The organism is Delftia sp. WSY_7 (assembly GCF_043104845.1).
Lineage (GTDB): Bacteria > Pseudomonadota > Gammaproteobacteria > Burkholderiales > Burkholderiaceae_C > Comamonas > Comamonas tsuruhatensis.
In genome coordinates this window covers 1-22,757 of sequence record NZ_JBICLB010000001.1, presented here as the reverse complement: position 1 = coordinate 22,757, position 22,757 = coordinate 1, and the positions used below count along the sequence as shown (strand labels likewise).

Genomic DNA, 22,757 nt, shown 5'->3' with positions numbered 1-22,757 from the left:
ATCAGGGTTCGCACAGGTGTTCGACCAGCAACTGCGCCACGGGCGGCAGGGCCTCCTGCGAGCGCACGCACAGCATCAGCTGGCGCTCGGCCCAGGGCTCGTCCAGCGCAATGCAGCGCAGCGGCAGGGCGCCCAGGTACAGGCGTGCGCTGCCTTCGGGCAGGATGCCGACGCCCAGGCCCGAGGCCACCATCAGGCACAGCGCGTCATAGCCCGTGACCTTCATGCGCAGCCGGGGCTGCAGGCCCAGGTCGGCCGCGGCGCGCGTGATCTGGTGGTTGAGCGCGCTGCCGGCGTGCATGCCCACCAGGTCATGGTCCAGCACCTGGGCCAGCCGCAGCGAGCGCCGGCGCGCCAGCGCATGGCCCTGGGGGACGATGACGATGAGGCGGTCGCGCCGGTACGGGCGCAGGCGGATCTTCTCGCCGTAGCTGCCCTGGTTGAGGATGCCGATGTCGGCCTCGTTGTCGGCCACGGCGCGCGCGATGTCGCTGCTCACCCGCTCCTGCAGGCGCACGTCCACATGCGGGTGCTGGTCCAGGAAACGCTGCAGCTGGGAGGGCAGGAACTGCGTGATGGCCGAGATGTTGGCCATCACGCGCACATGGCCGCGCAGGCCGCTGCCGTACTCGCGCATCTGCTCGCCGATGCCGTCCAGGTCATTGAGCACGCCGCGCGCCATGTTCAGCAGTGCATAGGCGGCGGCCGTGGGTACGCTGCCGCGGTTGCTGCGGGTGAACAGCTCCACCTGCAGCTGGCTCTCCAGCTCGGCCAGCCGCCGGCTGGCGGCCGAGGGGGCGATGTGTTCACGTGCGGCGGCGCGGGCGATGGCGCTTTCCTCCATCACGGCCACGAACAGGCGCAGCGAAATCGGGTCGAGTTTCATGGGGTGGCGATTATCTCCCGGCCCCGCCCGGCTGGGTTCTGCCATGCCGGTTTGCGATGGCAGCGTCGCACTTGAGCGTTTTGCGGCCGGCGCGGACGGCGGCAAGATCGGCGCCGCGGCAATGCCACCGGAGGCTGGCCGCAGGAGACAAAGAGGAAGCGCTAACCCATGACACAACAGACAAGGCTGGTTCCCACCCCCGGCGCACTCAACGGCGTGCGCGTGGTCGAGATGGGGCAATTGATCGCAGGGCCGTTCTGCGGCAAGACGCTGGGCGAGTTCGGCGCCGACGTGGTCAAGATCGAGGCGCCGGGCGCGGGCGATCCGCTGCGCAACTGGCGCCTGATCAAGAACGGCACCTCGGTCTGGTGGCAGGTGCAGTCGCGCAACAAGCGCTCGGTGGCGCTGGACCTGCGCCAGCAGGAGGGCCAGGACATCGCGCGGCGCCTGATCGCCGAGGCCGATGTGCTGGTCGAGAACTTCCGCCCCGGCACGCTGGAAGGCTGGGGCATGTCGCCCGAAGAGCTGCATGCGCTCAACCACGGGCTGGTCATCCTGCGCATCTCGGGCTACGGCCAGACCGGCCCCTACCGCGACCTGCCGGGCTTTGGCGTGATCGGCGAGGCCATGGGCGGCCTGCGCCACCTGACGGCCGAGCCAGGCCGCGTGCCGGTGCGCGTGGGCGTCTCGATTGGCGACACGCTGGCCGCGCTGCATGGCGTGATCGGCGTGATGATGGCCCTGTACCACCGCAAGGTGAACGGCGGTGCCGGCCAGGTCATCGACGTGGCGCTGCATGAGGCCGTGTTCAACGTCATGGAAAGCCTGCTGCCCGAATACAGCGCCTTCGGCGCCGTGCGCGAGGCGGCGGGCAGTGCGCTGCCGGGCATTGCGCCGTCCAACGCCTATCCCTGCCAGGACGGCTGGGTGCTGGTGGCCGGCAATGGCGACTCCATCTTCAAGCGCCTGATGGCCACCATCGGCCGCCAGGACCTGGCCGACGATCCGCAACTGGCCGACAACGCGGGCCGCGTGGCGCGCATTGCCGAGATCGATGCCGTCATCGGCGGCTGGACGCGCACGCAGAGCGTGCAGGCCGTGATGGACCAGCTGGCCGCCGCACGCGTGCCGGCCGGCAAGGTCTACACCGCCAAGGACATTGCCGAGGACCCGCACTACCGCGCCCGCGACATGATCCTCAGCCAGCACACGCGCGACGGCGACGACATCGAGGTGCCGGGCATCGTGCCCAAGCTCTCGCTCACGCCGGGCACGGTGCGCACCAGCGCCCCCCATGTGGGCGACGACACCGACGCGGTGCTGGCCGAGGCCGGCCTCACGGCCGAACAGATTGCGCTGCTGCGCAGCAAGGGAGTGATCCAATGAACGCCGTCCTCCACACCACGGATGTCTGGCAGGGCGCGGGCCGCCGCGTTTTCTTCAACGAGGTCGGCACGCGCGACGGGCTGCAGATGGAGCAGGCCTTCGTCCCCACCGAGGACAAGATCGCCCTGGTCAATGCACTGTCGCAGGCCGGCCTGTCCAAGATCGAGGTCACGGCCTTTGTCTCGCCCACCGCCATTCCCGCGCTGCGCGACGGCGAAATCGTCATGCGTGAGATAGAGCGCCGCCCCGGCACCGTCTACACCGCCCTGGTGCCCAATGCGCGGGGCGCCGAGCGCGCCATCGAGGCGCGCACGGACGAACTCAACCTCGTCATGTCGGTCAGCGAGACCCACAACCTGTGCAACCTGCGCATGCAGCGCAGCCAGTCGTTCGCGGCGCTGGCCCAGGTCGTGGCCACGGCGCAGCAGGCGGGCGTGCCCGTCAATGTCTCGCTGTCGTGCTGCTTTGGCTGCCCCATGGAGGGCGATGTGCCGCAGCAGGAAGTCTTCGGCTGGGTGCAGCGCTTTGCCGATCTGGGCGTGCAGGGCATCACGCTGTGCGACACCACGGGCATGGCCTTCCCGACCCAGGTGCGCGCCATGGTGGCCGCCTTCCGGCAGCGCTGGCCGCAGCTGGGCATGACCCTGCATTTCCACAACACGCGCGGCATGGCGCTGGCCAATGTGCTGGCCTCCATCGAGGCGGGCGGCGACCGCTTCGATGCCTCCATCGGCGGCCTGGGCGGCTGCCCCTATGCGCCGGGCGCCTCGGGCAATGCCTGCACGGAGGACATCGTCCACGCGCTGCAGCTCATGGGCTACGACACCGGCGTGGACCTGGCGCAGATCGTTGCGGCCGCGCGCAGCCTGCCCGCGCTGATCGGTCATGACACGGCCAGCCAGATCGCCAAGGCCGGCGCGCGGCTGGACCTGCACCAGCCACCGGCCGACTTTGCAGCCATCCGCGAACGGGCTTTGGCCAAGGGCTGAGGCCGGCGCGCATTCTCATTCACAAGAACCGAGCAAACCAAGGAGACAAAGATGAAGAAGATTCAACGCAGACAGATCGCAGCCGTGGCCATGGCCATCGCAGGACTGGGCCTGGGCGGCACGGCCGCGCTGGCCCAGGGCGGCTACCCCGCCAAGACCATCACCATGATCGTGCCGGCCGCAGCCGGCGGCACCACCGACCTGGCCGCGCGCATGGCGGCCCAGGCGCTGGCGCCGGTGATCGGCCAGTCGGTGGTGGTGGACAACAAGGGCGGTGGCAACGGCTCCATCGCGGCCAGCCTGGTCAAGCGTGCCGAGGCCGATGGCTACACCCTGCTCATGCAGTACTCGGGCTACCACGTGATCTCGCCCCACCTGACCAAGGCCCGCACCTGGGAGCAGGGCGACTTCCAGCCCGTGGCCAATGTGCTGTCGGCGCCGCAGATCATCGTGGTGCGGTCCGAGCTGCCCGTGAAGACGCTGGCCGAACTCGTGGCCTATGCCAAGGCCAACCCGGGCAAGCTGAACTACGCCTCTTCCGGCAACGGATCGCTGCAGCACGTGACCGGCGCCATGCTGGAGCAGCAGGCCGGCATCAAGATGGTCCACGTCCCCTACAAGGGCACGGGCCCCGCGCTGCAGGACCTGCTGGGTGGCCAGGTGGACCTGACCTTCGGCACGGCGCCGCCCTTCATGCCCCATGTGCAAAGCGGCAAGCTGCGCGTGCTGGCCGTCACCGGCACGCAGCGCCTGCCCAGCCTGCCTGATGCGCCCACCACGGCCGAGGCCGGCTACGCAGGCGTCAACGCCACCTCCTGGTTTGCCGTGTTCGCGCCCGCCGCCACGCCCAGGCCCGTGATCGACAAGCTCACGGCAGACCTCAAGAAGGTCGTGGAGAACCCGGCCTTCAAGCAAAAGGCGCAGGAGCAGGGCGCCACGGCCGACTACATGAACCCGCAGCAGCTCGGCGCCATGGTCAAGACCGACTGGGCCAACTGGGCCCAGGTGGTCAAGTCCTCGAAGATCGAGGCCGAGTAAGAGCCCGAGGGCCCGCAGGCCCGCTGCGGCGGGCCCGGGCAGCGGCCACAATAGGCGCATGTCCGAACCCCATTCCGATGAACTGCTGGCCCAGGTGGCAGCGCTGCCGGGCCTGCCCGGCGTCTACCGCTATTTCGACGCGGCAGGCACGCTGCTGTACGTGGGCAAGGCCATCAACCTCAAGCGCCGCGTCTCCAGCTACTTCACCAAGAACCATGGCGGCACGCGCATAGGCCACATGGTGGGCAAGATCGCCCGCATGGAGACCACGGTGGTGCGCTCCGAGGCCGAGGCCCTGCTGCTCGAAAACAATCTGATCAAGACGCAGCAACCCAAGTACAACATCCTGTTCAGGGACGACAAGAGCTATCCCTATCTGAAGATCACCGGCGTGGCCGCGCGCGACGGCCGGGATGGCGAGCCGGCCCACCAGCTCTTCGCCCGCATGGCCTACTACCGCGGCGCCGTGGACAAGCGCCACCGCTACTTCGGCCCCTATCCCAATGCCTGGGCCGTCAAGGAAAGCATCCAGCTGCTGCAAAAGGTCTTCAGGCTGCGCACCTGCGAGGACACGGTCTTCGCCAACCGCTCGCGGCCCTGCCTGCTCTACCAGATCAAGCGCTGCTCCGGCCCCTGCGTGGACCTGATCTCGCCCGAAGCCTATGCGCTGGATGTGCGCAATGCCGAGGCCATGCTGCGCGGCGAGACCCAGGAACTGCTGCGCCAGCTGGAGGCCCGCATGATGGAGCACGCCGGGCGCATGGAATACGAGCAGGCCGCCGAGGTGCGCAACCAAATGACGGCACTGTCGCGCGTGCTGCACCAGCAGGTCATAGAAACCGCCGACGACCGCGACGTGGACATCCTCGCCGTGAAGGTGCAGGGCGGCCGCGCCTGCGTGAACCTGGCCATGGTGCGCGGCGGCCGCCACCTGGGCGACCGGCCGTACTTTCCCGCCAACCTGGGCGATGCCGCCTCGGTCTACGCCGGCGAGGAAGAGGCCCGTCTTGCCGAGTCCGCGCGGCCGGTCGAGGAGATCGTGCTGGAGGCCTTCATCGCCCAGCACTACACCGGCGTGGCCGTGCCGCCCGTGCTCATCGTCAGCCACCCGGTGGACAAGAAACTGCTGGCGCTGCTGAGCGAGCAAGGCGGCGTGCGCATCACCGCCGTGCAGCAGCCGCGCGAGCAGCGGCGCATCTGGCTGGAGATGGCGCAAAAAAACGCCGACATCCAGATGGCCCGCCTGCTGGCCGAAGAAGGCTCGCAGCAGGCGCGCACGCGCGCGCTGGTCGAGGCGCTGGACCTGGCCTGCGAGAACCTGGACGAGCTCACCATCGAATGCTTCGACATCTCGCACACGGCAGGCGAGGCCACGCAGGCCTCCTGCGTGGTCTTCCATCACCACAAGATGCAAAGCAGCGAATACCGGCGCTTCAACATCGAAGGCATCACGGGCGGCGACGACTATGCCGCCATGCGCCAGGTGCTGACGCGCCGCTACAGCCGCGTGGCCGAGGCGCAAAGAGAGGCGGACGGTGCCGAGCTCACCGGCAAGCAGCCGCAACTGCCGGACCTGGTGCTGGTCGACGGTGGCAAGGGCCAGGTCAGCATGGCGCGCGAAGTCTTCGAGCAGCTGGGGCTCGATGTCTCGCGCATCGTGGGCGTGGAAAAGGGCGAGGGGCGCAAGGTCGGCCTGGAGGAGCTGGTCTTTGCCGACGGGCGCGAGAAGATCTACCTGGGCTACGACTCGGCCGCGCTGATGCTGGTGGCCCAGATCCGCGACGAGGCCCACCGCTTCGCCATCACCGGCATGCGCGCGGCGCGCGCCAAGGTGCGCGTAGGCGGCGGCAAGCTCGAGGAGATTCCGGGCGTGGGCCCCAAGAAGCGCGCGCGCCTGCTGCAGCGCTTCGGCGGCGTGCGCGGCGTATCGGAAGCCACGGTGGAAGACCTGTGCAGCGTGGACGGCATCTCGGCCGCGCTGGCTGAAGATATCTACCGTGCATTGCATTGAAACGACTGTCCCGCGGGCTGCACCGCAGGCCCGCAAACAGAACCTCAAACACCAAGGTACGTGACACAATGGCGGCCATGTTTCTCACAATCCCCACCTTGATGACCTGTACGCGGATCGTCGCGATTCCGCTGATCGTCGGGGTGTTCTATGCGCCTTTCGACGTGGCGACCCGCAACCTGGTCGCCACGGTCATGTTCATCGTCTTCGCGGCCACCGACTGGCTCGACGGCTACCTGGCGCGCAAGCTCAACCAGACATCGGCCTTCGGCGCCTTCCTCGATCCCGTGGCCGACAAGTTCCTGGTCTGCGCCTCGCTGCTGGTGCTGGTGCATCTGCAGCGCACCGATGTGTTCGTGGCCCTGATCATCATCGGCCGCGAGATCGCCATCTCGGCCCTGCGCGAATGGATGGCCCACCTGGGCGCGGGCAAGAGCGTGGCCGTGCACATGCTGGGCAAGCTCAAGACCACGGCGCAGATGGTGGCCATCCCCTTCCTGCTGTACGACGGCCGTGTGTTCGGCATGATCGACACCGGCGTCTGGGGCCAGGTGCTGATCTGGGTGGCCGCCGTGCTCACCGTCTGGTCCATGGTGTACTACCTGCAAAAAGCCCTGCCCGAGATCCGCGCGCGGGTCACGCACTGAGGGCGTTGCGGATCGCTCCCCCAGCCCATGCGCCTGACATGCGGGGCGGTCTGGGGTGCTCTTCTTTTGGAAGCATATGAGTGAGGCAGGGCAGCTGCTGCAGCCTTGCCGGCGCGCAGCGCCAAGGCGCATTGCAGCACTGGCAAGGCCTGCGGCGGGCAAGTCCATTGTCAACCCTTGTCAATTCGTGAAGCCGCTAGCACCCGCTGCGCGCAAAAAACCGGCCGCAAAGCCAAAGCTGGCGCCAAAACCGCATAGAATCGTGCCCTGTCGTTGCGATGCACAGCGTGCATTGACACCTGGAAGGTCGATGGCTTTAATTCACCGATGCCTGCCCCGAGGCAAGCGTCGAACGGCAAGCCAGATTCCGTATCCGTCGCGCCGGGTTTCTGGTCGCGCCAAGTTGGTGGCCGCAGAGACATTCCATTCACTTATTTCTCCAGAGGCATCTTGTGAATAAAACCGAACTGATTGAGCACATCGCTAACAACGCCGACATCTCCAAGGCTGCGGCTGCTCGCGCACTGGATTCCACGATTGAGGCTGTGAAGAAAACCCTCAAAAAGGGTGGTACAGTGTCGCTCGTTGGTTTTGGTACATTCGCCGTTGGCAAGCGCGCCGCCCGCACGGGCCGCAACCCCCGCACCGGCGAGACCATCAAGATCAAGGCCGCCAAGGTTCCCAAGTTCCGTCCGGGCAAGGCATTGAAGGATGCCCTGAACTGACACCAGTCAAGGTGGGGTGCTTAGCTCAGTTGGTAGAGCGGCGCCCTTACAAGGCGTAGGTCGGCGGTTCGACCCCGTCAGCACCCACCAAGAACAAAAGGCGAACGAAAGTTCGCCTTTTCTATTTCTGCCACTGAAAGACAGACCATGTTCGAATCCATCCGCAAGCATTCCAAGTTCGTGATGATCTTGTTGTTCTTGCTGATCATTCCCTCGTTCATCTTCGTGGGGGTCAACCAGAACTACTTCACCGAATCCAGCGTGATCGTCGCGCGTGTGGATGGACATGAGATCAAACAGGCCGACTGGGAGAACGCGCACCGCATGGAAAGCGACCGCCTGCGCGCCGAGAACCCCAACGTCGACCCCAAGCTGCTGGATTCGCCGCAGGCGCGCTACGCCACGCTGGAGAAGATGGTGCGTGACCAGGTGCTGGCCGCTGCCGTGCAGAAGATGCACCTGGCCGCATCCGATGCACAGCTGGTGCGCACGCTGCAGGAGATTCCCGCGATTGCCGCGCTCAAGAAGCCGGATGGCTCCATGGATGCCGAAGCCTACCGCGCCCTGGTCGGATCGCAGGGCCTGACGCCTGAGGGCTTCGAGGCCAATCTGCGCCGCGAACTGTCCATGAACCAGGTGATGGGTGGCGTCACGGGCACGGCCTTTGCGACCGACGCCCAGGTCAAGCAGGCCATCGATGCGCTGTACCAGCGCCGCGAAGTGCAGGTGGCACGCTTCGAAGCCAGCGCCTACGCCAGCAAGGTCCAGCCCACCGAGGCCGACCTCAAGGCCTACTACGACGCCCACACCAGCCAGTTCCAGCAACTGGAGCAGGCCAAGGTGGAATACCTGCTGCTGGATGTGCCCAGCATCGAGGCCGGCATCACGCTGAGCGAAGACGATGTGCGTTCCTACTACAACCAGAACGCCGAGCGCCTGGCCGGTCCCGAGGAGCGCCGCGCCAGCCACATCCTGATCAACGCATCCAAGGATGCCCCCGCGGCAGAGCAGGAGAAAGCCAAGGCCAAGGCCGAGGAACTGCTGGCCGAGCTGCGCAAGGACCCCAAGCGCTTCGCCGAGCTGGCCAAGGCCAACTCGCAGGACGGCGGCTCCGCTGCATCGGGTGGCGACCTGGGCTACTTCGGTCGTGGCGCCATGGTCAAGCCGTTCGAGGACGCAGCCTTCGGAATGAAGGTCGGCGACATCAGCGACGTGGTGCACAGCGACTTCGGCTACCACATCATCTCGCTGGTGGACATCAAGAAGCCCAAGGCGCCGAGCTTCGAGCAAATGCGTCCCAAGCTGGAAGCAGAACTCAAGCAGCAGCAGGCGCAGCGCAAGTTCGCCGAACTGGCGGAAGGCTTCTCCAACGCGGTCTACGAGCAGTCGGACAGCCTGCAGCCCGTGGCCGAGAAGTTCAAGCTCACCGTGCAAAAGGCAGACCATGTGACGCGCCAGCCCGGCCCCAACGTCAAGGGCCCCCTGGCCAATCCCCGTTTCCTGGAGGCGCTGTTCTCCAGCGATTCGCTCAACAACAAGCGCAACACCGATGCGGTGGAGCTGGGTTCCAACCAGTTGGTGGCCGGCCGCGTGGTGGAGTACACGCCTGCCCGCACGCTGCCCATGGCCGAGGTCGGCGACAAGCTGCGCACCCTGTATGTGGCGCAAAAATCCGCCGAACTGGCCAAGGCCGATGGCGAAGCCAAGCTCGCCGCATGGAAGGCCAAGCCTGACGCGGCGCAATTGCCCGCAGCCAAGGTGATCAGCCGTGACCAGCCCGAAGGCCAGTCGCGCGAAGTGGTGGACGCTGCCCTGCGTGCGCCCACGGCCCAGCTGCCTGCGTGGACGGGTGTTGACCTGGGCGCGCAAGGCTATGCCGTGGTCAAGATCAACCGCATCGTCGAGCGTCCGGCCGATGATGCGCAGGCGGCTGCCGCGCAGAAGCAGGACTTCCTGCGAAGCTCGGCCGTGGCGGAAGCTATGGCATACTACGAGCTTCTCAAGAAACAGCTCAAGGTGCAGATCAAGGTCCCGCGCCCCTGATGAGGGAAATTTCTAGAAAAACAGAAATTTCAGAAATCAAGCAGTTTTTTGGAATAGAATAGCGTTCTTCTACGGTGGCTGTAGCTCAGTTGGTAGAGTCCAGGATTGTGATTCCTGTTGTCGTGGGTTCGAGCCCCATCAGCCACCCCAAATAAAAAAATCCCCAGAGCAGAAATGCTCTGGGGATTTTTGCTTTGGGCGGCAGGGGGACTGCTTGTGCCCGGCAGCTTGTCCCCGGCAGCTTCAGGTGCGCCGGACAAGGTCCCTGCCGGCTGCGGCTGCATGGAGGATGGCGCCATCCTGCCCTTTGCCCGCGTCCCCCGATGCGCCGTTGTTCCTGCTGCACCCGATCCGTCACGCAACGCCTGTTCCAAAGCATTTGTCTGCTGGTTTTTGGCATATAATCGAATGCTTCAACGGTGGCTGTAGCTCAGTTGGTAGAGTCCAGGATTGTGATTCCTGTTGTCGTGGGTTCGAGCCCCATCAGCCACCCCAAACAAGAAAATCCCCAGTGCAGAAATGCACTGGGGATTTTTGCTTTGGGCGCAAACTTTATCTTCCTCGGGCTGGAAGCTGACGGGATATTCGCATCGCCAATTGCGCTGCGGCTGGATTGCGGCCGCGCATGCTGCGGTGGATTTTCAGGCGCTTGGTGCGAGGCCTGCCTCCTGACTTCGGGACCTGCCGTATCGCCACCGTGGCCATGCCATGCCCGTTGCGCGGGCCGTCCCGCCGAGCTTGCGTGCACGGACGGCGGGCCGGGCTTGCTGGATGGGGTGTTGCGCTTTGCGCAGGTTTTTATAAGACAAGTCCTATATTTGTCCCATAACCTGTGTCAATAGGTGTTCTAAATTGCCTTTGCATTACGATTGCAAACATCAATCAAGAGCAATGGCGTAGGGCTTGCAGGCCTGTCGCATGGTTCCCCGGCAACGAGAAGCACGCTTGCATGAAAAACCCCGGTCACACGCGCAACGGCTGTCCAGGCGGCACATGGCAATGGCCCCGTGGCTTCACCCTCATCGAGATGATGGTGGTGGTGGCGCTGGTCGCGATTCTGGCGGCTCTGGCCGCTCCTTCCTTCATCGCTCAAATAGCCAACCAGCGCGTCAGCTCGGCTGCGCTCGAGTTGCAGTCGTTGCTGCAGCTGGCTCGCTCCGAAGCGGTCTACAAACGGGTGGAAAGCAGCTTCGTGGGCGCGGGACAGACATGGTCCGCCAAGTCGGGAGGGCAGCTGGTGCGCGAGGCCCGGGTGCCTGATGCCGTGACCGTGTCGCCCTCCGGTGATTCTTCGCAGGGCGTCCTGTTCGAAACCACGGGGACCGCCAGGCAGTTCTCCGGCGCCAGCACGCTGTACACGCTGACCGTCACGGCTCGCCATGCCACGCGCGTGCACTGCCTGAGAGTGACTCGCGCCGGGCTTGTGCGCCAGCAGCGGCTGCCTGCCGGCGGCAGTTGCTGATGCGCGTGCAACGGGTCTGCCACATGTCCATTCCTTTTCCTTCTCGCAGTCAAAGCGGCGCAGGCCTTATCGAGGTACTCGTCGCCGTGCTGCTGGTGGCCGTGGGGCTGCTGGGCGCCGTGCGCATCCATGTGCGTGCCATTGAATACACCGTGGATACCGAGCGTCGCCAGATGGCATCCATGCTGGCTTCCGAACTGCTGGAGACCCTGCGGGGGGACACGGCCACGGTCCTGGACGCGAAGGGCGCGCCCGTGGCTGAACTGGGCGGCTACCAGAAGCTGGAGGGTGCCGCGATGCCCGCGGCACCTGTGGCCTGCCAGCCTTTGCCGCAGCCGCGGGCGCAGCGCCTGGCCTGCTGGGGCGAGCGGGCCCGCAAGCTGGTGCCCGATCTCACCGCGGACCGCATCGACAGCTCCTTCGCCGTGAGCGCCGATGCCGATGGCCTGGTGTCCGTGACGGTGGCCTGGCCGGTCAAGAAAGGCCAATGTCTGGATGGAAGCGACAATGAATTTTGCACATTCACGCTGCGGTCGCGGCTTTGAGCGCGGGCCGGGCGCACGGGCGTGCCGCATGCGCATGCCGTCCCAGGCGGGCCTGTCCCTGGTGGAGATTCTGGTGGCGCTGGCCATCGGCCTGTTCCTCGTGCTGATTGCCACCACCATCTACATGCAGGGGCTGTCGAGCTTCGGTTTTCGCGTGGGGCAGAGCGAGAACCTCGGCAACAGCCGGCTGGCGCTGGCCGTGCTGGACTCCGAGTTCTCCAAGGCAGGCTACAGGAGAGATCCTTCGCAGGCGATGTTCGACGCATTTCCTGCCGATTCCTCGCCCCATCCCAACGGCTGCCAGTTCGCTCAGGGACAGGCGCTCTACGCGGCTGACGCGCAGACCGTCTGCCTTCGCTTCCAGCCCCGGGACGCTGCGGAAACCGACTGTGCGGGCACGCCGGCGAACCTGGGGGCCGCGGGCCCCTATGACGCTCCGGCGCCGGCGACCGGCATGTTCGCGGAGAAATACACCGTCGAAAGTGGTGTGCTGGTCTGCCGGGCCGCGCAGGAGGTTGTGCCGCTCGCCGATGGCGTGCGGGCGGTGCATTTCGAGTTCGGCATCGATCGGCAGACAGCGCCCGGCGCGATACGCAGGGTCGATGCCTTCACGGCCACGTTGCCCGGGAAGCAGGAAGCCATCCGTTCCCTGCGCCTTGCCCTCTTGCTGGAAAGCTCCGGCAAGGTGACGCAGGGCATGACCTCCACCGTCTGCGAGCGTTGGGCGCAACTGGGCGGCGCCCGGGCCCGATGCGATGCGAATGCCGGCTCCCTGCTGCAACTGGCCACCGGCACGCTCACCCTGAGGAATCTGATGCCATGACCGCGCTGATCGGAGCCCGGAGCCGCCGCTGCATGTCCTGTGTCCTGCACGGGCGCCAGCGCGGCAATGCCTTGCTGGTGTCCATGATCATGCTGCTGCTGGTGTTGCTGCTGGCGGTGGTCGGCATGCGCGTGGCCACGCTGGAGGCACGCATCGCCGCCAACATGGTGGATAGCCAGCGGCTGTATGAAACCGCGGATGGCACGCTGCGAGAAGGTGAGCGCAAGCTGCTGGAGCATGCCGTCGCACTCAAGCCTTGCAATGGCGCCAGCACTCCGGTGGCCGAGGGCAGCGGCATTCCCTGCTCGGTATCCGATGTGCGTACGGACTCCATCGGGCTCGGTACGGATTTCCGGACGACCAAGGCCAAGGCGGCCGGGTTTCAGCAGCCCGATGGGTACTGGTATCCCCGATACATCACGACCGCCTGTCCCAAGTCGGGTAGTGCGACGTCCGCGCTGGATGCACCCGCCACCGGCTGCACGGACTTCTATGAGGTCAATGCCCAGGCCACGGAAAAGGAGCAGGCCCAGGCCTGCGGAGCGCATGCGCTGTGCCTGCGGTCCAGCGTCAACATGTTCATAAAGTAAGCAGGGGGAGGGAGCTTCAATGGCTCGCATTGCAAGTTGGAAAACCATGCATGGTCCGAGGGGGCGCCAGGGCCTGGCACGCGCGTGGCCGGCCCTGGCGCTGTGGACGTGCGCATTGGCACTGGCCAGTACGCCGGCGCATGCCCAGGGGCGCGCGGACACCGTGCTGTCCCAGATGCCGCTGTTCGTGAACCAGGCGCTGGCGCCCTTGAACATGCTGGTGATGGGGCGTGACCACAAGCTGTACTACGAGGCCTACAACGATGCCTCCGACCTCAACGGCGACGGTGTGATCGATGTCGGGTACAAGCCGGACCAGATCGACTACTACGGCTACTTCAACAACAACGTCTGCTACAGCTATTCCAAGGGTGTTTTCGTGCCCTCGCAGGCAGCGACCGGAAGCAACAGGAAAAAGTGCTCGAACCACTGGAGCGGCGACTTCCTGAACTATCTGGGCACATCGCGCATGGACGCCATACGCCGCGTGCTCTATGGCGGCATGCGTGCGGAGGACACGGCTTCGCGCACCGTTTTGCAGACCGCCTACATTCCCAGGGATGCGCACAGCTGGGGCAAGGCCTATGACCCTGCGCGGGATGCCAAGGTCTACAGCATTTCGGACTATGCGCCGCTGCGCCCGCCGGCGGTCGGCACGCGCCATCTGTTTGCCGTCACCACGCTGGGGGAGGCCGCTGGCGTCATCACCCAGTTGCGCGTGCTCAATGACTCCTCGTTCCAGATCTGGGACTGGGTGTCCCAGGAGGGCTTTGCAGGGCAGAGCAACTGTGCAGGCGGCAATTCGTGCGCGCGGGCCAGCAGCAGGATCACCGACTACAACCTGCTTGTGGAGGCCTGCTCCAGCAGCAATGTCCAGTTGCTCGAGGCCAGCTGCAAGGCCTATCCCAACGGTGGCAAGACCATCTACAAGCCCACGGGGCTGCTGCACGACTTCGGGGAGAACGGGAAGATGTACTTCGGCCTGCTCACAGGCTCGTACGAGAAAAACATCGCCGGCGGCGTGCTGCGTCGCAATATCGGCAATTTCGCAGAGGAAGTCGACCCTCAGACGGGCCAGTTCAAGACGGGTGTCAATGGCGTGGTCGCCAACATAGACCGCCAGCGGCTGATCGGCTACACCGGCGGCAAATACGTGGAATGCGGCTGGATCACGTCCGGCCCCATCAGTTCGCTGGACAAGCCTTCGAAGTGCGCCATGTGGGGCAATCCCATCAGCGAGATGATGTTCGAGACCATGCGCTACTTCGGCGGCGCGTCCCAGGCCCTCGGCATCTATGACTACGCTGGCGGCTCTTCCAAGGATGCGTCCCTGGGCCTGTCCAAGCCCGCCTGGGAAACGCCCTACAGGGCCAAGGCCGAAGGCGGGGGCGGCTACCAGTACTGCTCCCGTCCCGTCATGACGGTGCTCAGCGACATCAATCCCTCCTACGACGGCAAGCTGCCCGGCAGCCGCTACGCGAGCGTCGGCGCCAGCGCCCTCAATGGCTTCAATGTCTCTGACGAGGTGGCGGCCATCGGCTCGGCCGAGCGCATAGACGGGAAGAACTTCTTCATCGGCCAGTCAACGTCGGCCAATGCCGACCAGGCTCCTTCGGTCAAGACCATTGCAGACCTGTCATGGGCGCGCGGCCTGTCTCCCGAGGAGCCCAGCAAGGAAGGCACCTACTATGCCGCAGGCGTGGCCCGTTTCGGCGCCAGGAATGCCATCTTCGGCAACAGCCAGGGCAAGAATGCGCTGAGGACCTACTCCGTGGCCATTGCGTCACCGCTGCCGGAAATACGCTTTCCGATCGGCGGCAAGCGCTTTGTGACCATTGCACCGTTTGCCAAGACCGTCTCCGGCAGTGCCGGTGGCAGCACCGTGAACAATGCGGTCTTCACGCCGACCAACCAGATCGTCGACTACTACGTGGTCAACATTGCCAACACGGGCAAGGCGGACATCGATGCCTCGGTCAATGGCGGGCGGCCCTATGCGGAGTTCCGCATCAACTACGAGGACGTGGAGCAGGGCGCCGACCATGACATGGACGCCATCGCGCGCTACACGATCGCGCTGCAGGCCGATGGCAAGGTGAAGATCGACATGGTGTCCGAGTACGCCGCTGGCGGCCTGGGGCAGCACATGGGCTATGTGATCTCGGGCACCACCAAGGACGGCATGTACCTGGAGGTGCGTGACAAGGACACCGCCTCGGCCTACTACGCCTACAACACGCCCCCCAATCGCGATCCGGGCTACTGCCGGGGCAGCATCTCGGCCCAGCAGCGCACGGAATGCTCGAACCTGGGGCTCACGGCCACCCGCAGCTTCACTCCCGGCAATGCGACCGACGCGGGCAGCTTCCTGAAGGGACCGCTGTGGTATGCCGCCAAGTACGGCGTGCCGGACCGCGACCCCTCCAAGATCACGGGAGATCCGGACAACTATTTTCTGGTGACCAATGCCGGCACGCTCAAGGACCAATTGACCAAGGCGTTCAACGACATCCTGCAGAACATCAGTTCCGTGACGGCGGTCAGCGTGGACATGCCCACGGCGACACTGGGCGAAGGCGCCGACCTGTATCGGACCACGTTCGAGGTCCAGTACTGGAGCGGCGATGTCATCCGCGAGAAGCTCACCACCAGCGACAGAACGCTGGTGTGGAGCGCGGCGGAACTCCTGTCGGAGCGGTCCGCCGATGACCGCAAGATCTACTACCCCAGCAGGACCGGCAGTGCCGTGTCGCTGAGCCCTTTCACGTACTCCAGTCTCAGCGGGCAGCGTTCCGATGCGTCCTGGCTGGCCGTGCTCAACACGGACCCGGCCACGAACTCCGCCGATGGCCAGGCAAAAAAGCGCATCGAGTTCCTGCGTGGCGAGGTGCGCGATGACTTGCGCGTGCGCAAGCCCCTGGCCAGCGGAAAGCCCAATGTGCTGGGCGACATCGTCAATTCCTCGCTGGTGCGGGTCAAGGGCGGCCTGTACCGCGCCTCCGCCGCGGACAAGCTGGAGGGCAGTGCCACCTATGCCGCCTTTGCCGCGAAACAGGCTGCCAAGGAGATGCTGTATGTGGGCGCCAACGACGGCATGCTGCACGCCTTCGACGCGGCATCTGGCAAGGAGGAGTTCGCCTTCATTCCATCGGGGGTGAAGAATTCGCTCAATGTCCTGGCGTCCCGGTATGGCGCGGGCGGCGCTCCCCACCGCTACTTCGTGGACGGGACGCCCGTGGTCTCCGATGTCTACTTCGGCAACGCCTGGCACAGGGTGCTGGTCGGCAGCCTGGGCGCGGGCGGGCGGCAGGTCTTCGCGCTGGACGTCACGGACCCCACCTCCCCCCGGTTGCTGTGGGAGTTCGGCGTTGAACAGGACGAACGCATGGGTTACTCGATGCCCACGCCCGTCGTGGCGCGGCTCAACGACGCCGGCCGGTCCAAGGGCAGGTGGGTGGTATTCCTGTCCAATGGCTACCAGGCGTCGAACAGCGCCTCCGGCGAGTCCAGCCTGTTTGTGCTGGATGTCTCCAGTGGCGAGGTCATCCGGCGCTTTGATTTCGCGGCAGGCATGACGGCCGCAGAGCTGAGCGCGCTGCCTGCGCCGAAGAACGGCCTGTCGCGCGCCGCCGTGGTGGACAACAACGGCGATGGCAAGGTGGACGTGGCCTATGCCGGTGATCTTGCGGGCAATGTATGGCGCGTGGACCTGGCCAGCGGTGCCAGCGGCTCATGGAATGCGCAACTGTTCTTTGTGGCACGCGAGTCCGAACGCAGCGGCGGCAAGCGGCTGTCCATCACCACCGCACCCTACGTGGTGCGGCACTCCAGCGGCAAGGGCGATGTGGTGGCCTTCGGCACGGGCCGCTTCATGACGGATGACGACAAGCTGGACATGCGCCGGCAATCGGTGTTCGGTATCTGGGATCGCTACGGCACACCCGCCACGACTGCGCCGCAGCCGCTGCCTACCGCCGGCAAGGGGCGCGGGGATCTGCAGGCCCAGCAGTTCACCCAGGTGAGCGGCTTTCCGGGCAAGTTCGCCCTGTCGGCCAACCCGGTCACCTGGTACAAGGACGCCACCAGCACCGCCGACTCCAATGTGCACAGCTGGGGCTGGTACGTCGATCTGCCGCGCGACGGCGAAAGACTGGTCTACGACATGAGCCTGTACGGGCGGGGACTGGTGTTCACCTCCATCCGGCCGCCGCTGGGCGACCCCTGCTCCGCAGGCCTGGCCAGCACGATCTACGCCATCGATCCCGACACCGGGGGCAAGACCGACTATGTCGCCTTCGATGTGAACGGCGACGGCATCTTCAACGCCTCCGACAACCTGGCAGGCCAGCAGGTCAACGGCCGCGAGGTGGGGCCGGGCAGGCCCACCATCAGCGGCGCGAAGATCTTCGACTCCAGCGGAAAGCCAAGCGGGGCGGGAGACCCAGTCAAGACCGGGGGCGACGATATCAACAGCGGAGTGGACCGGGGGCGACAGAGCTGGCGCCGCCAGCCCGCGAACCCGTGACCGCCATGCCATCCACAACACACAGGGGCCTGCCGGCCCCGGCCGTCTGGCTGGCCCTGCGGGCCCCCGAGGAGAAATGCGTGCGCAGCAAGCTACATGGATTCACGCTGATCGAGCTGATGATCACGGTGGCGGTGGTCGCCATTCTTTCGGCGATCGCCTACCCCTCCTACCAGGAATACGTGCTGCGATCGCGGCGCGTGGAAGCGCAAAGCCTGCTGGGCGAGGCCGCCGCCCGGCAGGAGCGCTGGCGGGCGCAGAACGGCGGCTACACAAGCTCCGTCGCCAACCTCAGGCTGCCCTGGGGGGACAAGTCCGAGAACGGCCACTACACCCTGACGATGGCCACGGCCGCCAATGACGGCGGCTACACGCTCAAGGCCACGCGCACCGGCCGCCAGGCATCGGACAGGCGCTGCGGCGACTACACCCTGAACGCCCTGGGCGTGAAAGGCATCTCGCCCCTGGGAACGGTGGAGGACTGCTGGCGCTGAGCGCCACCGGGGCCGGGGTCTCAGTCCTGCGCCTCATCCACAAATTCCACCATGGCCGCCGACACCTCGAACTGCTGCTGCACAAAGCCCAGCATGCGGTAGTAGGTGCTGTCGGTGCGGCCGTAGGCAAGCGTCCCCAGTCGGATGGCGGCCGCAGCCATGCTCCAGTGTTGGGCGAAGGCCTCGCGCTCCATGGGCCCCGCTGCGCGCAGGCGCCTGATGTGCTCCAGCGCCAGTTCCACGGCCAGCTCCACATCGGCATCGGTGCCGTCGTCGTCGTAGTTGGCGTTGTCGTGTTCGCCTGCCACGCGCACCAGGAATTCCAGGGAACGCTGCATGAAGGCCAGCGCGGTCCGCATGGTGCAGTGGGTCCTGCGATGCCTGCGGCAAGCCTTGGCTTTTCCCGCTTGGCGGGTGGTGAGGGAAGGGGGTGGTCGGGAAGCGGGTGAAGATGCGGTCATGGTTCTTGCTCCGGGCTCATTGAGCACCACACGCTGCCTTACGAAGGGCGACGGGTGGACGAGATGTTCGTAACACGTCCGGAGCCGTGCGGCCATCCTCGCGGGTAGGCCCATCTCGCCCGAAACCATGCAGGCTGGCGCGCACGGGCGCACCAGCCTCTTAAATTTGGGCATGACAAAACCCCGCTTGAAGGTGGGGGCTGCAACCTCTCCAGATAGGTGTTACGACACACCGGGCCTTTCGGCTTGGCGACAAGTGTAATGACTTCTGCCCCTGGCCTGGAAGACGCCGCAAGCCTGCAGTCCGGCTGACAAACTTGCGGGGTGCCGGCGCGCCATCCGGCCCTGGGCAAGCGGCCTCGTACCCGTGCCATGCTACCGCAGTCAGGTGCGTTGCGAATCCAGCTGCTCACCGTTCCTGGCCACTTCCTGCGCCTTGGAGTAGCTTTCGATCAGCAACTGGTACGGCGGGAAGACTGCGCTGTAGGCCTGCGCCCACTGCAACGCGTCCTCGCGGTTCCAGGTCTTTTGCACCTCCGAGCACACCGCCGCCGTGTCCATCGGCACGACACCAGCCTGCACGATGCGCGCCAGCGTGATTTCCTGCGCCATTTTCGAGTAGGTCCCCGAGGCGTCGATCACCGCGAAGACCTGGTAGCCCTCGTGCACCGCGGCGATGCTGGGAAAGGCCATGCAGACGCTGGTGATCGTCCCCGCGATGATGAGCTGCCTGCGCCCGGTGGCCTTGACGGCAGCGACGAACTCCGGGTTGTCCCAGGCGTTGATCTCGCCCTTGCGCGCAACGTACCGGGCATGCGGGGCGTACTGGTGGATCTCGGGGATCAAGGGGCCGTTCGGACCCTGCGGCACCGATGCGGTGGTGATGACCGGGATCTTCGCCAGTGTCGCTACCTTGGCGAGTGTGGTGGCATTGGCACGTACTTCGGTGAAGGGCATGTCCTTGATGGTCTGGAACAGGCCGCTTTGATGGTCGATCAGCAGCATCGCCGCATTGTCGGGATCGATGACCGGGCGGGCGCCGTTGAAGTTGGCGATGGTTTGAGGTGTGCTCACGGTCTTCTCCTCAATTGCCCTGGGTGAACGTGGTGTGGCTCGTGATCAGGTTGCGGTAGTCGGGGATGTGGTTGGAAAACAGAGTGCCCAGCCCCTGCACATCGTTGCGCCAGTCGCGGTGCAGTTCGCAGGCAGCGCCGAACCAGCTCATCAGTTGCACGCCGGCCTGCGACATGCGATTCCACGCCGCATCGCGGGTGATGGAGTTGAAGGTGCCGGAGGCGTCAGTGATCACGAAGACGTCGAAGCCTTCCTCGATGGCCGACAGTGCCGGGAAGGCCACGCACACCTCGGTCACCACGCCGGCGATGATGAGTTGCTTCTTGCCCGTGGCCTTCACGGCCTTGACGAAGTCCTCGTTGTCCCAGGCGTTGATGTTGCCGGGCCGGGCGATGTAGGGCGCCTGGGGAAACTGGCTCTTGAGCTCCGGCACCAGCGGTCCGTTGGGGCCGTTCTCGAAGCTGGTCGTCAGGATGGTGGGCAGCTTGAAATAGCTGGCGATGTCGGCCAGCGCCAGCACGTTGTTCTTGAACTTGTCCGGGTCGATGTCGCGTACAAGGGAGAGCAGGCCGGTCTGGTGGTCTACCAGCAGCACGGCGGCGTTGTCCTTGTCCAGGCGGACGTAGGGCTTGGTCATGGTGAATCTCCTTGGGGTTGCAAAGTGCCCGGGATGGGCGGTTCAGGCGCAGCCGTGCACGACCGGGGCAGCAGGCCCCGGCTGAACAAAGCCGCGTCGGGGGAAACATGCAGGACTCCCGGCGGGAGCCCTGCGGCGCTCAGTGCGCCATCTGGCCGAAGCGTCCGCTGTTGAAGTCGGTCATGGCCTGACGGATCTCGGCCTCGCTGTTCATCACGAACGGGCCATAGCCCACCACCGGCTCATCGATGGGCTCGCCGGACAGCCACAGCACGGTGGCGTCGCTGCTGCCCTCGATCTCCACGCCGCTGCCGGCGCGCTCCAGGTGCACCAGTTGTCCTTCCCGCGCGATGGCGTCGTTGACCAGCACCGAGCCGTGGAGCACCACCAGGGCCAGCGTGTGGCCGTCCTTCGCGTCGAACCGGCCCACGCCGCCATGGCGGATGCGGATGTCCCACACGTCCATCGCCGTGAAGGTCTGCGCCGGGCCGCGGTGGCCGCCGAACTCGCCGGCAATCACCCGCACACGGCCCGCGCCTCCCGCCAGGTCCGCCCATGGAATCTGCGCATCCAGCAGCGTCTGGTAGCCCGGCGCGGTCATTTTGTCCTTGGCGGGCAAGTTGACCCAAAGCTGCACCATCTCGATGGTTCCGCCGCGTTCGGTGAAGGCGCGCGAGTGGAATTCCTCGTGCAGGATGCCGCCGCCAGCGGTCATCCACTGCACGTCGCCGGGGCCGATCAGGCCGCCGGCGCCGGTGGAGTCGCGGTGCTCCAGCTCGCCCTGGTAGACGATGGTCACGGTCTCGAAACCACGATGCGGGTGCTGGCCGACGCCGCGCGGCCGGTCGGTCGGCCCAAAGGGCGTCGGCGCCGCGTGGTCAAGCAGCAGGAACGGGCTCAGGTGCTTGCCCAGCCCGTCGTAGCCGAACAGCGAGCGCACCGGAAAACCGTCGCCTACCCAGTGCATGCGGGGGGCGCTGTAGACACCGAGGATTTTCTTCATGCTGATCTCCTTGTGTCGCCGAGACAAAGGTCTTGGCTGACGGATAGAGAATAGGATTTGAACGATGAACGCGGTAGTCGTTAATATTTGCCATCAGAGTCCTATCTGAGGAACGATGAAGGCGGTGTGCAATGAAAGACCTGAACGACCTCTACTACTACGTGCAGGTGGTGGACCACGGCGGCTTTGCGCCCGCGGGCCGCGCGCTGGGGATGCCCAAATCCAAGCTGAGCCGGCGCATCGCGCAGCTTGAGGAGCGTCTCGGCACGCGCCTGATCCAGCGCTCCACTCGGCGATTTGCCGTCACCGAGACCGGCCAGACCTACTACGGCCACTGCAAGGCGATGCTGGTGGAGGCCGACGCCGCCGACGAGGCCATCGCGCTGACCCACGCCGAGCCGCGCGGCATAGTGCGCATGACCTGCCCGGTGGCGCTGCTCGATGCGCGCATCGCCGACATGCTGGCGGCCTTCATGGCCGCGTATCCGCGCGTGGAGATCCACCTCGAGGAAACCAACCGCCGCGTGGACGTGGTGGGCGAGGGAATCGACGTTGCCATCCGCGTGCGCCCGCCGCCGCTGGAGGACAGCGACCTGGTGATGCGCATGCTCGCCGAGCGCGGTCAATGCCTGGTGGCCTGCCCGCAGCTGCTGACAAGCGGCATCCCCCAGGTGCCCGCCGACCTGGCAGGCCTGCCGAGCATGGACCTGGGCCTGCCGCAGCACGAGCATGTGTGGCACCTGATCGGCCCGGACGGCACGCAGGCGGCCATCCGCCACCGGCCGCGCCTGGTCACGCGCGGCATGCTGGCGCTGCGCGCGGCGGCCTTGGCGGGGGTGGGCGTGGTGCAACTGCCCTCGATGATGGTGCGCGAGCAGATCGCGCGCGGTGAACTGGTCCACGTCATCCCGGGCTGGGCGCCACGGCGCGAGATCATCCACGCGGTGTTCGCCTCGCGGCGCGGGCTGCTGCCGGCCGTGCGGGCGCTGCTGGATTTCCTGGCCGAGCGGTTTGAGGCGCTGGACGAAGACTGAGCTGCCGGCAAGCCCCATGGTGGCGGTTGCAGCAGCTCATGGCTGCATCTCGCCTTGTGGGGCGCGGCTCCTGCCGCATGTCCGTTCAATGCGGGTGTTGGTGTCCGGATGGCATGCGCTTGGGTTGCTGCACCCAGACCTTGACCTTGTACTCGCCAGCCTTTTCGAACTGCAGCGTCAGATCGAAGCGATCACCCTCGCGCAGGGGCTGCGTGAGTCCGATCAGCATGAGGTGGTGTGACTGGCCATGGCGCAACTGCACCTCCTGGCCTGCGGGCAGTTCGATGAAGGGCACTTCGCGCATGCGCATGATGTCGCCCTCCATCTTCATCTCATGCAGCTCCACGCGTGCGGCCGCTGGCGTGCTGGCCCCGATGAGCCGGT

Annotated in this window: 20 protein-coding genes and 3 tRNA genes; 17 read left to right on the top strand and 6 right to left on the bottom strand. The window is 65.9% G+C overall.

Annotated features, from left to right (window positions below; all coding sequences use genetic code 11):
- Position 1: 1 nt before the first annotated feature.
- Positions 2-886 carry a LysR family transcriptional regulator gene (locus ACF8ME_RS00115; RefSeq protein ID WP_017406152.1) on the bottom strand — a complete coding sequence of 295 codons (885 nt, stop codon included), beginning with the start codon at positions 884-886 and terminating at the stop codon, positions 2-4.
- A gap of 168 nt (positions 887-1,054) precedes the next feature.
- Here ACF8ME_RS00115 and ACF8ME_RS00110 point away from each other — a divergent pair, with 168 nt between their 5' ends.
- From ACF8ME_RS00110 to ACF8ME_RS00035, 16 genes are all read left to right on the top strand, one after another.
- Positions 1,055-2,272 carry a CaiB/BaiF CoA transferase family protein gene (locus tag ACF8ME_RS00110; protein WP_392414840.1) on the top strand — a complete coding sequence of 406 codons (1,218 nt, stop codon included), beginning with the start codon at positions 1,055-1,057 and terminating at the stop codon, positions 2,270-2,272.
- The gene (locus tag ACF8ME_RS00105) at positions 2,269-3,261 is read left to right on the top strand and encodes a hydroxymethylglutaryl-CoA lyase (protein ID WP_046237911.1); all 993 of its coding nucleotides are present in this window, start codon (positions 2,269-2,271) and stop codon (positions 3,259-3,261) included. The genes ACF8ME_RS00110 and ACF8ME_RS00105 overlap by 4 nt, the downstream gene beginning before the upstream one ends.
- 51 nt (positions 3,262-3,312) lie before the next feature.
- Positions 3,313-4,299, top strand: a complete 987-nt coding sequence (locus ACF8ME_RS00100) for a tripartite tricarboxylate transporter substrate binding protein (RefSeq protein ID WP_016445351.1) — start codon at positions 3,313-3,315, stop codon at positions 4,297-4,299.
- Between the two features lie 58 nt (positions 4,300-4,357).
- Positions 4,358-6,310 carry an excinuclease ABC subunit UvrC gene (uvrC, locus tag ACF8ME_RS00095; protein ID WP_392414839.1) on the top strand — a complete coding sequence of 651 codons (1,953 nt, stop codon included), beginning with the start codon at positions 4,358-4,360 and terminating at the stop codon, positions 6,308-6,310.
- A 77-nt stretch (positions 6,311-6,387) separates the two neighbouring features.
- Positions 6,388-6,957 carry a CDP-diacylglycerol--glycerol-3-phosphate 3-phosphatidyltransferase gene (gene pgsA, locus ACF8ME_RS00090; RefSeq protein ID WP_026062576.1) on the top strand — a complete coding sequence of 190 codons (570 nt, stop codon included), beginning with the start codon at positions 6,388-6,390 and terminating at the stop codon, positions 6,955-6,957.
- A 452-nt stretch (positions 6,958-7,409) separates the two neighbouring features.
- Positions 7,410-7,682: an HU family DNA-binding protein gene (locus tag ACF8ME_RS00085; protein ID WP_012204727.1), complete on the top strand. Its 273-nt coding sequence runs from the start codon at positions 7,410-7,412 to the stop codon at positions 7,680-7,682.
- 14 nt (positions 7,683-7,696) lie between these two features.
- Positions 7,697-7,772: transfer RNA gene (locus ACF8ME_RS00080), tRNA-Val, on the top strand.
- Between the two features lie 57 nt (positions 7,773-7,829).
- Entirely contained in the window at positions 7,830-9,725 is a 1,896-nt protein-coding gene (locus ACF8ME_RS00075) for a SurA N-terminal domain-containing protein (RefSeq protein WP_016445403.1), read from the top strand.
- A gap of 74 nt (positions 9,726-9,799) precedes the next feature.
- Positions 9,800-9,875 (top strand) — tRNA-His (locus ACF8ME_RS00070).
- 269 nt (positions 9,876-10,144) lie between these two features.
- Positions 10,145-10,220: transfer RNA gene (locus tag ACF8ME_RS00065), tRNA-His, on the top strand.
- Between the two features lie 454 nt (positions 10,221-10,674).
- Positions 10,675-11,187 (top strand): GspH/FimT family pseudopilin, encoded by a 513-nt coding sequence (locus ACF8ME_RS00060; RefSeq protein ID WP_392414836.1) that lies wholly within the window; start codon positions 10,675-10,677, stop codon positions 11,185-11,187.
- Positions 11,188-11,210: 23 nt separating this feature from the next.
- On the top strand, positions 11,211-11,732 hold the full coding sequence (gene pilV, locus ACF8ME_RS00055; RefSeq protein ID WP_392414834.1) for a type IV pilus modification protein PilV: 522 nt from the start codon (positions 11,211-11,213) through the stop codon (positions 11,730-11,732).
- A 28-nt stretch (positions 11,733-11,760) separates the two neighbouring features.
- Positions 11,761-12,555, top strand: coding sequence for a prepilin-type N-terminal cleavage/methylation domain-containing protein (locus ACF8ME_RS00050; protein ID WP_209669929.1), 795 nt, complete (start codon positions 11,761-11,763; stop codon positions 12,553-12,555).
- Entirely contained in the window at positions 12,552-13,145 is a 594-nt protein-coding gene (locus tag ACF8ME_RS00045; RefSeq protein WP_392414832.1) for a PilX N-terminal domain-containing pilus assembly protein, read from the top strand. Before ACF8ME_RS00050 ends, ACF8ME_RS00045 begins: the two co-directional genes overlap by 4 nt.
- A 46-nt stretch (positions 13,146-13,191) precedes the next feature.
- Positions 13,192-17,670 (top strand): pilus assembly protein, encoded by a 4,479-nt coding sequence (locus ACF8ME_RS00040; protein ID WP_392414830.1) that lies wholly within the window; start codon positions 13,192-13,194, stop codon positions 17,668-17,670.
- An 80-nt stretch (positions 17,671-17,750) separates the two neighbouring features.
- A complete protein-coding gene (locus tag ACF8ME_RS00035; protein WP_174538912.1) occupies positions 17,751-18,164 on the top strand; it encodes a type IV pilin protein in 414 nt (137 codons plus the stop codon).
- 20 nt (positions 18,165-18,184) lie between these two features.
- On the opposite strand, the gene ACF8ME_RS00030 is transcribed toward ACF8ME_RS00035, so the two are convergent.
- The 4 genes from ACF8ME_RS00030 to ACF8ME_RS00015 all read right to left on the bottom strand — a co-directional run bounded on the left by ACF8ME_RS00030 (position 18,185) and on the right by ACF8ME_RS00015 (position 21,339).
- Positions 18,185-18,523, bottom strand: a complete 339-nt coding sequence (locus tag ACF8ME_RS00030; RefSeq protein WP_392414829.1) for a hypothetical protein — start codon at positions 18,521-18,523, stop codon at positions 18,185-18,187.
- A gap of 486 nt (positions 18,524-19,009) precedes the next feature.
- Complete coding sequence (locus ACF8ME_RS00025) at positions 19,010-19,699, bottom strand: hydrolase (protein WP_016445410.1); 690 nt, start codon at positions 19,697-19,699, stop codon at positions 19,010-19,012.
- A 10-nt stretch (positions 19,700-19,709) separates the two neighbouring features.
- Complete coding sequence (gene ycaC / locus ACF8ME_RS00020; protein ID WP_016445411.1) at positions 19,710-20,336, bottom strand: isochorismate family cysteine hydrolase YcaC; 627 nt, start codon at positions 20,334-20,336, stop codon at positions 19,710-19,712.
- Between the two features lie 139 nt (positions 20,337-20,475).
- Complete coding sequence (locus tag ACF8ME_RS00015; protein WP_392414827.1) at positions 20,476-21,339, bottom strand: pirin family protein; 864 nt, start codon at positions 21,337-21,339, stop codon at positions 20,476-20,478.
- Between the two features lie 131 nt (positions 21,340-21,470).
- On the opposite strand from ACF8ME_RS00015, the gene ACF8ME_RS00010 reads away from it, so the two are divergent.
- Positions 21,471-22,373: a LysR family transcriptional regulator gene (locus tag ACF8ME_RS00010; protein ID WP_392414826.1), complete on the top strand. Its 903-nt coding sequence runs from the start codon at positions 21,471-21,473 to the stop codon at positions 22,371-22,373.
- Positions 22,374-22,458: 85 nt separating this feature from the next.
- On the opposite strand, the gene ACF8ME_RS00005 is transcribed toward ACF8ME_RS00010, so the two are convergent.
- Positions 22,459-22,757, bottom strand: a 299-nt coding sequence (locus tag ACF8ME_RS00005) for a copper chaperone PCu(A)C (RefSeq protein WP_392414824.1), incomplete at its 5' end; no start/stop codon positions are given.

Coding starts and splice junctions, on each gene's coding strand:
- ACF8ME_RS00015 (WP_392414827.1), bottom strand. CDS start 21,339: ATGAAGAAAATCCTCGGTGTCTACAGCGCCCCCCGCATGCACTGGGTA.
- pilV (WP_392414834.1), top strand. CDS start 11,211: ATGTCCATTCCTTTTCCTTCTCGCAGTCAAAGCGGCGCAGGCCTTATC.
- ACF8ME_RS00045 (WP_392414832.1), top strand. CDS start 12,552: ATGACCGCGCTGATCGGAGCCCGGAGCCGCCGCTGCATGTCCTGTGTC.
- ACF8ME_RS00030 (WP_392414829.1), bottom strand. CDS start 18,523: ATGCGGACCGCGCTGGCCTTCATGCAGCGTTCCCTGGAATTCCTGGTG.
- ACF8ME_RS00100 (WP_016445351.1), top strand. CDS start 3,313: ATGAAGAAGATTCAACGCAGACAGATCGCAGCCGTGGCCATGGCCATC.
- ACF8ME_RS00060 (WP_392414836.1), top strand. CDS start 10,675: ATGAAAAACCCCGGTCACACGCGCAACGGCTGTCCAGGCGGCACATGG.
- ACF8ME_RS00040 (WP_392414830.1), top strand. CDS start 13,192: ATGCATGGTCCGAGGGGGCGCCAGGGCCTGGCACGCGCGTGGCCGGCC.
- ACF8ME_RS00050 (WP_209669929.1), top strand. CDS start 11,761: ATGCGCATGCCGTCCCAGGCGGGCCTGTCCCTGGTGGAGATTCTGGTG.
- ycaC (WP_016445411.1), bottom strand. CDS start 20,336: ATGACCAAGCCCTACGTCCGCCTGGACAAGGACAACGCCGCCGTGCTG.
- ACF8ME_RS00115 (WP_017406152.1), bottom strand. CDS start 886: ATGAAACTCGACCCGATTTCGCTGCGCCTGTTCGTGGCCGTGATGGAG.
- uvrC (WP_392414839.1), top strand. CDS start 4,358: ATGTCCGAACCCCATTCCGATGAACTGCTGGCCCAGGTGGCAGCGCTG.
- ACF8ME_RS00110 (WP_392414840.1), top strand. CDS start 1,055: ATGACACAACAGACAAGGCTGGTTCCCACCCCCGGCGCACTCAACGGC.
- ACF8ME_RS00010 (WP_392414826.1), top strand. CDS start 21,471: ATGAAAGACCTGAACGACCTCTACTACTACGTGCAGGTGGTGGACCAC.
- ACF8ME_RS00105 (WP_046237911.1), top strand. CDS start 2,269: ATGAACGCCGTCCTCCACACCACGGATGTCTGGCAGGGCGCGGGCCGC.
- pgsA (WP_026062576.1), top strand. CDS start 6,388: ATGTTTCTCACAATCCCCACCTTGATGACCTGTACGCGGATCGTCGCG.
- ACF8ME_RS00075 (WP_016445403.1), top strand. CDS start 7,830: ATGTTCGAATCCATCCGCAAGCATTCCAAGTTCGTGATGATCTTGTTG.